Here is a 12,719-nt window from a genome sequence, read left to right on the forward strand (position 1 = left end):
CTCGCGGCCTGGATGCCACTCCGGAGCGACTCTGGCGCCAGTCTTGGCATGACCATGATTAGTAACGCTGGGTAACTGTCGGGCTGCTCTGTGGGAGCCGCGCAGGGGGCCGGAGCGGCTCACCGGTATGGGTGACGGCGATATTCACAACCCCCCGGGCGTCCACAGTTATCCACCAAGATCCACACGATTTCCGGGATCGCTGCACCGTGATTCCAGCGCGTCCCGCTCGCGGCGAGTTCATGGCCGGTTCCGAGTACCCGGGGGCGTTTGGCCGGTTTCTGTCGGCCGTTCACAGGGAGGCCGCTTGCCGGTTCTTCCCACGTTTGGGAATCGCGGGGTCACAGGGGCCGCGCGAGCCATGCAGCGAAGGGGGATGGAAGCCGTGGCCGGAACCGTCACACACGACCCGCCGCCGGGCGCCGGAGGGCGGCAGGGCGGACCGCTGATCGTCACCGAGGACACCGAACTCCTCGACGACCTGCTGCGCCTGTGCGCGGCGGCGGGCGCCACACCCGAGGTGCACCACGGGGTGCCCGAGCGCAGGGGCAGTTGGGAGGCCGCACCGCTCGTCCTGGTCGGCGACGACGCCGCGCGGCGGGTGCGCGGGGCCGTGCGCAGAAGGGGTGTGGTGCTCGTCGGCCGGGACCAGGACGACTCCGGGGTGTGGCGGCGGGCCGTCGAGATCGGCGCCGAGCACGTCCTGATGCTGCCCGACGGCGAGCAGTGGCTGGTCGACCGCATCGCCGACGTGGCCGAGGGCGTCGGCCGGCCCGCTCTCACCGTGGGCGTCATCGGCGGCCGGGGCGGGGCCGGAGCATCCACGCTCGCGTGTGCCCTCGCCGTCACCTCCGCGCGGGAGGGACTGCGCACCCTCCTCGTGGACGCCGATCCGCTGGGTGGCGGACTCGACGTACTCCTCGGCGGTGAGACGGCCGAAGGGCTGCGCTGGCCCGCGTTCGCCTCCTCGCGCGGCCGGGTCGGCGGGTGCGCCCTGGAGGAGTCGCTGCCCGAACTGCACGCGCTGCGCGTGCTCAGCTGGGACCGCGGCGACCGGATCGCGGTCCCGCCGCAGGCGGTGCGGGCCGTGCTCGCGGCGGCCCGGCGCCGGGGCGGCACGGTCGTGGTCGACCTGCCGCGCCGGATCGACGACGGCGTCGCCGAGGTCCTCACCCAGCTCGACGTCGGCGTGCTGGTGGTGCCCGCAGAGCTGCGGGCCGTCGCGGCCGCAGGCCGGGTGGCCTCCGCGGTCGGCATGGTCCTGCGGGACCTGCGGGTCGCCGTCCGCGGGCCCTACCCACCCGGACTCGACGACCGTGAGGTGGCCCGGCTGCTCGGACTGCCCCTGGTCGGCGAGGTACCGGCCGAGCCGGGTCTGTCGCGCCCGGACGACGCCACGGCGCCACCGGGCGCCGCTCCCCGCGGACCGCTCGCCCGGTTCTGCAAGGAGTTCTGGGAGCGGGCGCTCGTCGAGGCGGGTACGGCATGAGCACCCTGGCCGGAGTCGAAGGCGCGGCGCTGCTCGACGGAGTGCGGCGGTGGCTGGCCGAGAGCGGGGCCGATCCGACTCCCGCGCGCGTGGCGCAGGCTCTGCGGGAGCAGGGTCGGGTCCTCGGTGACGCCGAAGTCCTGGGAGCAGCCGCACAGTTGCGGTCCGAGCTGGTCGGCAGCGGGCCGCTGGAGCCGCTCCTCGCCGATCCGTCGGTGACGGACGTGCTGGTGTCGGCCCCCGACCGGGTCTGGGTGGACCGGGGCGGGGGACTGGAGCTGACACCGGTGCGCTTCGCGGACGCGGCGGCCGTACGACGGCTCGCCCAGCGCCTCGCAGCGGTGGCCGGGCGCCGCCTGGACGACGCCCGGCCCTGGGCCGACGCCCGGCTGCCCGACGGGACCCGGCTGCACGCGGTGCTGCCACCGGTGGCGGTGGGCTGCGCCTGCCTGTCACTGCGGGTCGTACGGCCGCGTGCCTTCACGCTCGGCGAGCTGGTCGCGGCGGGCACGGTGCCGCCGGGCGGGGACCGGCTGCTGCGCGCCCTGCTCGACGCCCGGCTGTCCTTCCTCGTCAGCGGCGGCACCGGCACCGGAAAGACCACTTTGCTGAGCGCTTTGTTGGGGCTGGTGGGACCGGACGAGCGGATCGTCCTCGCCGAGGACTCGGCGGAACTGCGGCCCGACCATCCGCACGTCGTGCGGCTGGAGACCAGACCCGCCAACCAGGAGGGCGCCGGCCTCGTCACCCTGGAGGACCTGGTGCGCCAGGCCCTGCGGATGCGGCCGGACCGACTGGTCGTGGGCGAGGTGCGCGGGCCCGAAGTGGTGCATCTCCTTGCCGCGTTGAACACCGGCCACGAGGGCGGCTGCGGAACCGTGCACGCCAACGCCGCCGCCGATGTGCCGGCCCGGCTGGAGGCGCTCGGCACGGCTGCCGGGCTCGACCGGGCCGCGCTGCACAGCCAGTTGGCGGCCGCCCTCTCCGTGGTGCTGCACCTGGTGCGGGATCGGACCGGGCGGCGGCGCATCGCCGAGGTGCATGTGCTGGAGCGGGACCCGTCGGGCCTGGTGCGGACGGTACCGGCGCTGCGGTGGGAAGCGGAGGCGTTCGTGCGTGAGCGGGGGTGGGAGCGGCTGCGGACGCTGTTTCGGGGCGGCGCGAGGGGGAGCGGGCCGGTTGAGGCCGCGGCGGAGGGGGCGAGTCATGACGGGGGTGTCTGAGATGTCGATGGGTGCGGCTCTGGCGTGCGTGGGGGCTGCGGTCTGGCTGCTGGGTGAGCGCCAGGAGGCAGCGCGACGGACGCGGCTGCTGCTCGCGAACGGCGAAGCGCCGGGGAGCGGGCCGCCCGGGTGGCGGCGGATGGCCCGCGAACTGCGGCACGTTCGTGGGCGGCTGCGGCCCGAGTGGTGGTCACCGGTGGCCGGGCTGGTCCTGGCGGTGCTCGGGGCGTCGGTGCTGCCGGCCGTCCTGGGGGCGGCCGCGGTGCCGTTGCTGCGGCGCGTCCGGCTGGCCGGCCGGGCGCGGCGGGACCGGGAGCGCCGCGCCGACGCCGTGGTCGCGTTGTGCGGAGCGCTCGCCGGCGAGGTGCGGGCCGGACGCCAGCCGGGTGAGGCTCTGTTGCGGGCCGCGCGGGACTGCGGCGGGCTCGCCGACGCGCAGGCGACGGTGCTGGCGGCGGCGCGGTTCGGCGGTGACGTGCCGGACGCGCTCGCTACGGCGGCCCGGCAACCGGGTGCCGAGGGCCTGCTGGGACTGGCGGCGTGCTGGAGGGTCGCCGTGGACCAGGGTGCCGGGCTCGCCGCCGGACTCGACCGGCTGGCCGCCGCTCTGCGCGCCGAGCGGGATCAGCGGTCCGACCTGCGGGCCCAGTTGGCGGGCGCCCGGGCCACGGCGGTGATGCTCGCCGGGCTGCCGGCTCTGGGGCTGCTCATCGGCACCGCCCTCGGGGCCGATCCCCTGCACGTCCTGTTGCACACCGGGGCGGGGCTGGGCTGCCTGGCGGCCGGCGGGGTGCTGGAGGGCCTGGGGCTGTGGTGGGTGCAGCGGATCGTGCGGGGCGCGGAGGCGGCGGCATGAGCGGCGGAGAAGTTGTCCACAGGCTGGGGGCGGCCGTGGGGATCGTGCTGGCCTGCGGATGGCTGGCGAGGTGGCTGGTGGAGGCGCGACGTCGCCGGAGGACGCGCCGGCGGCTGGCCGGTCTGTCGAGGGCCCGGGGAGCGGCTGTTCCCGTCCCACGGCGGGCATGGCGCCGGGCCGTGCGGACGTGGCCGGCCCCTGTGGGCGTGGCCTGCGCCGGATGGGTGCTTGCCGGAGGCCTCACCGGCGTCGTGGTGGGCCTGGTGGGCGCGGTGGCCTTGTGGCGGTGGCGGCTCCGGAAGGAGACGGCCGGCGCGGACCCTCGGGCACCCGACCTCGCCGAGGCCGCGCGTCAACTGCCCCTGGCTGCCGACTTGCTGGCGGCCTGCATCGCGGCGGGTGCCGGCCCGGTGGTCGCCGCGCAGGCGGTGGGTGAGGCCCTGGGCGGCCCTGTCGGCGATGCCCTCGCCCGGGGTTCCGCGGAGGTACGGCTGGGCGGCGAACCGGGCTCGGCCTGGCGGACGTTGGGTGCCGTCCCGGGCGCCGGAGGTCTGGCCCGGCTGCTGGAACGGGCCGATGTGTCCGGACTGCCCGCCGCGGTACCGGTCGCGCGGCTCGCCGCGGAGGCCCGGGCCGACTGGGGCCGTGCCGCGACGGCCCGGGCCCGGCGGGCGGGCGTGACGGTCAGTGCGCCGGTCGGGCTGTGCTTCCTGCCCGCGTTCATCGCGGTCGGCGTGCTGCCCATCGTGATCGGGCTCGCGGGCGGGGTGCTCGGAGGGGGTGGTGGATGACGCGGCGACCGACCGGAAGCAGTGAGCAGTGAGCAGTGAGAAGCAGGTATTCGGACTCTTTCCCACGGGGGTTGAGATGTATCAGGCGGTGCGGGCACGACTGCGTGCCCTGGTGTGCGGGATGCGTGCGGCGCGGAGGGACGCGGGGATGGTGACCTCCGAGTACGCGATGGGAATCGTCGCGGCGGTGGCGTTCGCGGTGGTGCTCTACAAGGTCGTCACGAGTGGCCCGGTCAGCGCGGAGCTGCAGAGCATCGTGAAGGACGCCCTCAATGCGCGGATGTGAGCGGGGCGCGGACCGGGGGTTCGTGACGGCGGAGTCGGCCGTGGTGCTGCCCGTTCTGGTGATGTTCGCGATGGCGCTGGTGTGGGGGCTGCTGGTCGTGGCCGCGCAGATCCAGTGCGTGGACGCGGCGCGGACGGGTGCGCGTGCGGCGGCCCGGCAGGACCCGCCCGGGGTGGTCGTGAAGCTGGCCCGTGAGGCGGCGCCGCCGGGCGCGAAGGTGACCGTCAGGCGGGAGGCGGAGCACGTCCGGGTGGTCGTCGTGGCGGAGCCGCCGGTGCTGCGTGGTCTGTCCTTCGCCGTGCGCGAGGAGGCCGTGGCGTCGGCGGAGGAGGCGGTGGGCCCGTGAGACGGCACCGAAGGAATGCCGAGCGGGACCGGGCATCGGCCGCCGACCGGGGTGTCGGCCCGGGCCGGGGACTCACCGGCGTTGGGGGTGTCGGCTCGGGCGGGAGGTTCACCGGCCTTCGGGGTGTCGGCCCGGGCCGGGGACTCACCGGCGTTGGGGGTGTCGGCTCGGGCGGGAGGTTCACCGGCCTTCGGGGTGTCGGCTCGGGCGGGAGGTTCACCGGCGCTCGTGGTGCCGGCTCGGGCCGGGGACCCACCGGCGTTCAGGGTGCCGGCTCGGGCCGGGGACTCACCGGTGTTCGGGGTGTCGGCTCGGGCCGGGGACTCACCGGCGTTCGGGGTGTCGGCCCGGGCCGGAGAGTCACCGGCGTTCTGAGCGTCGGCCCGGACCGAGGGTCCGCCAGCGTCTGGAGTGTCGGGGCGATCGCCGTCCTGTGCGTGGTGTTCGGCGTCGTGCTCGCACTCGGGCAGGCCGTCGTTATCCGCCATCGTGCGGCGGGCGGTGCGGATCTCGCGGCGCTCGCCGCGGCGGACCACTGGGCCGACGGTGGCACGGCCGCCTGTGACCGGGCCGGCCGCGTGGCCCGGGCACAGGGTGTGCGGCTCGTGCGGTGCGAGGTCGCCGGGGAGATCTCGGACGTCACGGCGGCATCGGGCCGCGGGCCCTTCACGGCGGAGGTCAGGGCCCGGGCGGGGCCTCCGACGGGTCTGCCGGATCTCCCGGAGCCTGCTCCGTTGCCTCGTCCGTCGTCTCCTTCTCCTCGGGAGCCCCCTCCAGCAGCACCGTGAGGAGCCGCACGGCCCCCCTCTTGTGCAGCGGGTCGTTGCCGTTGCCGCACTTGGGGGACTGGATGCAGGACGGGCAGCCGGCGTCGCACTCGCAGGAGGCGATGGCTTGCCGGGTGGCGGTCAGCCAGGTGCGGGCGGTGTGGAAGGCACGCTCCGCGAAACCCGCGCCACCCGGATGGCCGTCGTAGACGAAGACCGTGGGCAGGAGCGTGTCGGGGTGGAGCGGGATCGACACGCCGCCGATGTCCCAGCGGTCGCAGGTCGCGAAGAGGGGCAGCAGGCCGATCGACGCGTGTTCGGCGGCGTGCAGGGAGCCGCCGAGGATCTCGGGGTCGATCCGGGCCCGGTCCAGCTGGTCCTCGGTGACGGTCCACCACACGGCGCGGGTGCGCAGCGTACGGGGAGGGAGGTCGAGTTTGGTCTCACCGAGCACTTCACCGGTGATGAGCCGTCTGCGGAGGTAGGAGACGACCTGGTTGGTGACCTCGACGGAGCCGTAGCAGAGTCGGCCGTCGCCCCACGGGATCTCGACGTCCGTCTCCAGGACGGAGATCGACGTCGTGTCGCGGGCGACCGTGGAGTAGGGCGGGGCGGCCTCCTCGACGAGGGCGACGGAGTCCTCCAGGTCCAGCGACCGAACGAGGTACGTGCGGCCCTGGTGGAGGTGGACCGCCCCCTCATGCACCGTCGAGTGCGCGGCGCCCGCGTCGACCGTGCCGAGCAGCCGGCCCGTGCCGGTCTCGACGACCTGGACCGGGCGTCCGCCCTCACCGCGGATGTCGGTCAGGTCGGCGGCGCGCTCGCGGCGGGTCCAGTGCCAGGCCCGGGTGCGGCGGCGCAGCAGCTTCGCGGCCTCCAGCTGCGGCAGGAGGCCTGCGCCTGCCGGGCCGAACAGGTCGAGGTCCTCGTCCGTCAGGGGCAGCTCCGCGGCGGCCGCGCACAGGTGCGGGGCCAGCACGTAGGGGTTGTCGGGGTCGAGGACGGTCGATTCGACGGGCTGGTCGAACAGGGCCTCGGGATGGTGGACGAGGAAGGTGTCCAGCGGGTCGTCGCGGGCGACCAGGACGGCCAAGGCGCCCTGCCCGGACCGTCCGGCCCGGCCGGCCTGCTGCCACAGGGAGGCGCGGGTGCCCGGGTAGCCGGCGATGACGACCGCGTCGAGGCCGGAGATGTCGATGCCGAGTTCCAGGGCGTTCGTCGCCGCGAGGCCCAGGAGTTCACCCGAATGGAGGGCCTGTTCGAGAGCGCGGCGCTCCTCGGGGAGGTAGCCGCCCCGGTACGCCGCGACACGCCCGGCCAGCGAACGGTCGACTTCGCCCAGACGCTCCTGGGAGATGACCGAGATCAGCTCGGCGCCGCGCCGGGAGCGGACGAAGGCCACCGAGCGCACGCCCTGCACGGTGAGGTCGGTCAGCAGGTCCGCGGCCTCGGCGGTGGCCGTGCGGCGGACGGGAGCGCCCTTCTCGCCGTGCAGCTCGGTCAGCGGCGGCTCCCAGAGGGCGAAGACCAGTTCACCGCGGGGGGAGGCGTCGTCGGCCACTTCCAGCACCGGCACACCGGTCAGGCGGCGGGCTGCCACCGCGGGCTCGGCGGCGGTCGCGGAGGCCAGCAGGAACACGGGCGACGCGCCGTAGCGGGCGCACAGCCGGCGCAGCCTGCGCAGCACCTGGGCGACGTGCGAGCCGAAGACACCCCGGTAGGTGTGGCACTCGTCGATGACGACGTACTTCAGCGACTTCAGGAAGGAGGACCAGCGGGGGTGGGACGGCAGGATGCCGCGGTGCAGCATGTCCGGGTTGGTCAGGACGTAGTTGCCGTACTGGCGGATCCACTCGCGTTCCTCGAACGGAGTATCGCCGTCGTACACGGCCGCGCGAACGGAATGGCCCAGGGGATGTGAAAGTTCCTTCACGGAACGGCACTGGTCCGCCGCGAGTGCCTTGGTGGGAGCCAGGTAGAGGGTGGTCGCGCCGCGGCCGTTCGGAGCCTGTGCGCCCTCCACCAGGGCGGACAGGACCGGCACGAGGTAGGCCAGGGACTTGCCGGAGGCCGTACCGGTGGCGACGACGACCGAATCGCCGTCCAGGGCGTGCTCCGCCGCACGCGCCTGGTGGGCCCAGGGATGCTCGATGCCCGCGGCACGCACGGCCGCGACGACCTCCGCGCGGATCCGGTCCGGCCAGACGGCATGCCGACCCTCACGTGGGGGCAAGTGCTCCGTATGAGTAATGCGCGCAGCCCTGCCCGGACCGGACGCGAGCCGGTCCAGGACCGCGCCCGGCGCGGGTCGGGGGGCAGGGTCCGTCCGGGTTCGATCGGATCGGTGATTCTTGGCCATCGGCACCGAGTGTGTCACTGGCGTGACGGACAATGGAGCCAAGGCGTCGTGCACGCCTGCCGGTAAGTGATTGAATGCCATCGCGGCTGGCGAAGCGTCCAGGGGCTGAAGCCGAATGCCCCTAGGGCGACCGCTCGATAGCAAGGTGCTGGAGGATCCGTGGACCTGTCCCTGTCGACCGAAACCATGGGCGATCGCACGATCGTCAGGGTCGGTGGCGAAATCGACGTATATACCGCGCCCAAGCTGCGCGAGCAGTTGGTCGAGCTGGTGAACGACGGCAGTTTCCACCTTGTCGTCGACATGGAGGGCGTGGACTTCCTCGACTCCACCGGGCTCGGCGTACTGGTCGGCGGCCTGAAGCGCGTGCGTGCCCATGAGGGCTCCCTGCGCCTGGTCTGCAACCAGGAGCGCATCCTGAAGATTTTCCGTATCACCGGCCTCACCAAGGTGTTCCCGATTCACACCTCGGTCGAGGAAGCGGTTGCGGCCACCGACTGACGCCGGACCCGGGCCCCGCGCCCGGGCCGGCCGTCGTTCGGCCGAAGTGAAGACCGAGGGGGCCCGGGCTTTCGGCGGCCCGGAGCCTCCCGACAGCACGCCCGAAGTTGCGAGGGGGATGCATGGCCACCGTTGAGCTCCGCTTCAGCGCGCTGCCCGAGCACGTCAGGACCGCCCGGCTGGTGGCGGCAGCGGTGGCGCGCAGGGCCGGAGTGGACGAGGCCGTCCTCGACGAGGTCAGGCTCGCCGTCGGCGAGGCGTGCAGCCGGGCCGTCGGACTGCACCAGATCGGCGGGATCTCGGCACCGGTGAAGGTGCTGCTGATCGAGGAGGAGAAGCAGTTCTCCATCGAGGTCGGCGACGAGGCCCCGCACGCGGTGTCCGGCGAGGGCGCTGCCGGCGCCGGTCCCGGCGATCCCGACGGTGAGGCCGAGGAGGACGAGATGGGCCTCGCGGTCATCAGCGGTCTCGTCGACGACGTCGAGGTCAGCGCGGGAGAGCACGGCGGGCTGATCAAGATGACCTGGCCGACCACGCCGCCGCCGACGATCCTGGTCTGACCCCGCCACCGCACACTGTTCGTCCGAAGGGCCCCACCACCCGTGGGGCCCTTCGTCATGTGCGGGTGTCAGTGCTCGCCTTTACAGTAGTTCCTGTGCCGTTCATCGCGTGAATTCGTTCACGATCATTCGCGCGCTCTCCGGCAGCCTCGGAATGCTTTCAGGGCATTACCTCGGAAGTCTAATTCCGCTTATCGCGCTCTGTTTTGATCAGGTTCCGGTACCTACAATCCCGTCCACATCTTGAGCTCAGCCCAAGCGTCAAGGAGGACGAATGGCGGGGCTTTCCCTCTCACAACAGTCGGGCCATCCCACCGACCTCGCGGCCGCCGTGCTGACCGATGGCAACCGCGTCCTCATCGTGGTCATCGCGGTCGTCGCACTGGCGGCACTGGCGGTCGCGGGAGTCCTGGTACGCCAGGTACTCGCGGCCGGCGAGGGCACCGAGCGCATGAAGGAGATCGCGGCAGCGGTCCAGGAAGGCGCCAACGCCTATCTGGCACGTCAGCTGCGCACGCTCGGCGTATTCGCCGTGGTCGTGTTCTTCCTGCTCATGCTGCTGCCCGCGGACGACTGGAGTCAGCGTGCCGGACGTTCGGTGTTCTTTCTGATCGGAGCGGCGTTCTCGGCGGCCACCGGCTATATCGGCATGTGGCTCGCCGTACGCAGCAATGTGCGTGTCGCCGCGGCGGCGCGTGAAGCCACCCCGGCGGAAGGCGAGCCGGAAAAGGATCTGACCGCCGTTTCGCACAAGGCGATGAAGATCGCCTTTCGCACGGGCGGCGTGGTCGGCATGTTCACGGTGGGCCTCGGCCTGCTCGGTGCCTCCTGCGTGGTGCTGGTCTACGCGGCCGACGCGCCGAAGGTGCTCGAGGGTTTCGGTCTCGGGGCCGCGCTGATCGCGATGTTCATGCGTGTCGGTGGTGGCATCTTCACCAAGGCGGCCGACGTCGGCGCCGACCTGGTCGGCAAGGTCGAACAGGGCATTCCGGAGGACGACCCGCGCAATGCCGCGACCATCGCCGACAACGTGGGCGACAACGTCGGAGACTGCGCGGGCATGGCGGCCGACCTCTTCGAGTCGTACGCGGTCACCCTGGTCGCCGCGCTGATCCTCGGCTCGGCGGCCTTCGGCGACGCCGGGCTCGGCTTCCCGCTGCTCGTGCCGGCGATCGGCGTGATCACCGCCATGATCGGCATCTTCGCGGTCGCGCCCCGGCGCGCCGACCGCAGCGGCATGAGCGCCATCAACCGCGGGTTCTTCATCTCCGCGGTGATCTCGCTGGTGCTGGTGGCGGTGGCCGTCTTCGTCTACCTGCCGGGGAAGTACTCCGAGCTCGACGGGGTCACCGACACCGCGATCCTGGGCAAGGACGGCGACCCGCGGGTCCTCGCGCTCGTCGCGGTGGCCATCGGCATCGTCCTCGCCGCCCTGATCCAGCAACTGACCGGCTACTTCACCGAGACCACCCGCAGGCCCGTCCGGGACATCGGCAAGACCTCGCTCACCGGCCCGGCCACCGTCGTCCTCGCCGGTATCTCCGTCGGTCTCGAATCGGCCGTCTACACCGCCCTGTTGATCGGGCTCGGCGTGTACGGGGCGTTCCTGCTCGGGGGTACGTCGATCATGCTGGCGCTGTTCGCGGTGGCGCTGGCCGGCACCGGCCTGCTCACCACGGTCGGTGTGATCGTCGCGATGGACACCTTCGGGCCGGTCTCCGACAACGCGCAGGGCATCGCGGAGATGTCCGGCGACGTCGAGGGCGCGGGCGCGCAGGTGCTCACCAACCTGGACGCGGTCGGCAACACCACCAAGGCGATCACCAAGGGCATCGCGATCGCCACGGCCGTGCTCGCGGCGGCGGCGCTGTTCGGGTCCTACCGCGACGCGATCTTCACCGGCGCGCGGGACGTCGGCGAGAAACTCAGCGGGGAGGGCGCCCCGATGAGTCTGATGATGGACATCTCGCAGCCCAACAACCTCGTCGGTCTCGTCGCCGGCGCGGCGGTCGTCTTCCTCTTCTCGGGGCTGGCGATCAACGCCGTGTCGCGGTCGGCGGGTTCCGTGGTCTACGAGGTGCGGCGGCAGTTCCGCGAGAAGCCCGGGATCATGGACTACAGCGAGAAGCCGGAGTACGGCAAGGTCGTCGACATCTGCACCAAGGACGCCCTGCGCGAGCTCGCCACCCCCGGTCTGCTGGCGGTGATGGCGCCCATCTTCATCGGGTTCACGCTCGGCGTCGGGGCGCTCGGCGCGTTCCTCGCGGGCGCGATCGGCGCGGGCACGCTGATGGCGGTGTTCCTCGCCAACTCCGGTGGGGCGTGGGACAACGCCAAGAAACTCGTCGAGGACGGCCACCACGGCGGCAAGGGCGGTGAGGCCCACGCGGCGACCGTGATCGGAGACACCGTCGGCGACCCCTTCAAGGACACCGCCGGTCCCGCGATCAACCCGCTGCTGAAGGTCATGAACCTGGTGTCGCTGCTCATCGCGCCGGCGGTGATCAAGTTCTCCTACGGTCCCGACAAGAGCATCGGAGTACGGATTCTGATCGCCGTCCTCGCGTTCCTCGTGATCGCAGGGGCGGTGTACGTGTCAAAGCGGCGCGGTATCGCCATGGGTGACGAAGACAACGCCGGGTCGGCACCCAAGTCGGCCGATCCGGCGGTGGTTTCGTAGGGAGGTTTCCCGGTCCCGGCTCAAGGTGCGGGCGGGCGGCGCGCGTTGACGCGTCACCCGCCCGCACCATGTGGGTACACGATCACGCGTGAGCCTTATCTCGCTTGGTGCAAAAGGTTACAAAACGGTCTTAATAGACGTCTGGCGTGCGGTTGCCGTGCATCTGGCGTGTATGTTCCGGGGCCGAGAGCCATGGAAGGGACCAAACCGGTGAACAAGAAGCTCGCGGCCGCACTGTCCGGCGGTGCGGTACTGGTACTGGCGCTGTCGGGCTGCGGCGGCGACGACAGCAACGAGAAGCTGGACAACTGGGCCAAGCAGGTCTGTGACGCCGTACAGCCGCAGGCCAAGAAGATCGAGTCGGCCAATGCCGCGATCCAGAAGGAAACCTCCGACAACAGCACGCCGAAGGACGTCCAGAAGACCGACGCACAGGCCTTCCAGGACATGTCCGACGCCTACAAGGCGATCGGGACCGCCGTGAACAAGGCCGGGGCCCCGGACGTCGAGAACGGCGAGAAGAAGCAGCAGGACGCGGTCAAGGAGCTCAACTCGATCTCCGCCGCGTACGCCTCGCTGAAGAAGCAGGTCGACGGGCTCGACACCAAGGACCAGGGCAAGTTCGCCGACGGCCTGAAGGACATCGCCACCGAGCTGGACAAGCTGAGCCAGAGCGGGAACGACGCCCTCAGGAACCTGGAGGAGGGCGAGGTCGGCCAGGCGATGGCCAAGCAGTCCAGCTGCAAGGCGGCCACGGCGTCCGCGGGGGCCACGCAGAGCTGAGTCCCCGAGCGGCGGGCAGCCCGGTGACGCGGGCGACACAGGTGAGTCGTAGGTGACCGCCGGTGTCTGATGTGCCGT

12 protein-coding genes are annotated in these 12,719 nt (G+C 72.4%); 11 read left to right on the forward strand and 1 reads right to left on the reverse strand.

What is annotated here, in order from left to right; all coding sequences use genetic code 11:
- Nucleotides 1-376: 376 nt before the first annotated feature.
- The 7 genes from ssd (at nt 377) to AB0E85_RS29285 (ending at nt 5,779) form a co-directional block, all read left to right on the forward strand.
- Nucleotides 377-1,489 (forward strand): septum site-determining protein Ssd, encoded by a 1,113-nt coding sequence (gene ssd / locus AB0E85_RS29255; protein WP_361933321.1) that lies wholly within the window; start codon nt 377-379, stop codon nt 1,487-1,489.
- On the forward strand, nt 1,486-2,712 hold the full coding sequence (locus AB0E85_RS29260; RefSeq protein WP_361933204.1) for a TadA family conjugal transfer-associated ATPase: 1,227 nt from the start codon (nt 1,486-1,488) through the stop codon (nt 2,710-2,712). Before ssd ends, AB0E85_RS29260 begins: the two co-directional genes overlap by 4 nt.
- Nucleotides 2,696-3,568, forward strand: coding sequence for a type II secretion system F family protein (locus AB0E85_RS29265; RefSeq protein WP_361933207.1), 873 nt, complete (start codon nt 2,696-2,698; stop codon nt 3,566-3,568). Before AB0E85_RS29260 ends, AB0E85_RS29265 begins: the two co-directional genes overlap by 17 nt.
- Nucleotides 3,565-4,359 (forward strand): type II secretion system F family protein, encoded by a 795-nt coding sequence (locus AB0E85_RS29270; protein WP_361933210.1) that lies wholly within the window; start codon nt 3,565-3,567, stop codon nt 4,357-4,359. Before AB0E85_RS29265 ends, AB0E85_RS29270 begins: the two co-directional genes overlap by 4 nt.
- Before the next feature lie 76 nt (nt 4,360-4,435).
- The gene (locus AB0E85_RS29275) at nt 4,436-4,645 is read left to right on the forward strand and encodes a DUF4244 domain-containing protein (RefSeq protein WP_361933323.1); all 210 of its coding nucleotides are present in this window, start codon (nt 4,436-4,438) and stop codon (nt 4,643-4,645) included.
- Nucleotides 4,632-4,991, forward strand: a complete 360-nt coding sequence (locus tag AB0E85_RS29280; RefSeq protein WP_361933212.1) for a TadE family type IV pilus minor pilin — start codon at nt 4,632-4,634, stop codon at nt 4,989-4,991. The genes AB0E85_RS29275 and AB0E85_RS29280 overlap by 14 nt, the downstream gene beginning before the upstream one ends.
- A gap of 371 nt (nt 4,992-5,362) precedes the next feature.
- The gene (locus AB0E85_RS29285; RefSeq protein ID WP_361933326.1) at nt 5,363-5,779 is read left to right on the forward strand and encodes an Rv3654c family TadE-like protein; all 417 of its coding nucleotides are present in this window, start codon (nt 5,363-5,365) and stop codon (nt 5,777-5,779) included.
- On the opposite strand, the gene AB0E85_RS29290 is transcribed toward AB0E85_RS29285, so the two are convergent.
- Nucleotides 5,670-8,198 carry a DEAD/DEAH box helicase gene (locus AB0E85_RS29290; protein WP_361933214.1) on the reverse strand — a complete coding sequence of 843 codons (2,529 nt, stop codon included), beginning with the start codon at nt 8,196-8,198 and terminating at the stop codon, nt 5,670-5,672. The two genes, AB0E85_RS29285 and AB0E85_RS29290, sit on opposite strands and share 110 nt — an antisense overlap.
- Before the next feature lie 78 nt (nt 8,199-8,276).
- Here AB0E85_RS29290 and bldG point away from each other — a divergent pair, with 78 nt between their 5' ends.
- From bldG to AB0E85_RS29310, 4 genes are all read left to right on the forward strand, one after another.
- The gene (gene bldG / locus AB0E85_RS29295; protein ID WP_003991900.1) at nt 8,277-8,618 is read left to right on the forward strand and encodes an anti-sigma factor antagonist BldG; all 342 of its coding nucleotides are present in this window, start codon (nt 8,277-8,279) and stop codon (nt 8,616-8,618) included.
- A 122-nt stretch (nt 8,619-8,740) separates the two neighbouring features.
- Nucleotides 8,741-9,178 carry an ATP-binding protein gene (locus tag AB0E85_RS29300; RefSeq protein ID WP_361933216.1) on the forward strand — a complete coding sequence of 146 codons (438 nt, stop codon included), beginning with the start codon at nt 8,741-8,743 and terminating at the stop codon, nt 9,176-9,178.
- 274 nt (nt 9,179-9,452) lie between these two features.
- Nucleotides 9,453-11,858, forward strand: a complete 2,406-nt coding sequence (locus AB0E85_RS29305; protein WP_361933219.1) for a sodium-translocating pyrophosphatase — start codon at nt 9,453-9,455, stop codon at nt 11,856-11,858.
- A 192-nt stretch (nt 11,859-12,050) separates the two neighbouring features.
- Nucleotides 12,051-12,641, forward strand: coding sequence for a small secreted protein (locus AB0E85_RS29310; RefSeq protein ID WP_361933221.1), 591 nt, complete (start codon nt 12,051-12,053; stop codon nt 12,639-12,641).
- Nucleotides 12,642-12,719: the final 78 nt, after the last annotated feature.

The sequence above is a fragment of the Streptomyces sp. NPDC029044 genome, assembly GCF_040637495.1.
Taxonomy (GTDB): Bacteria; Actinomycetota; Actinomycetes; order Streptomycetales; family Streptomycetaceae; genus Streptomyces.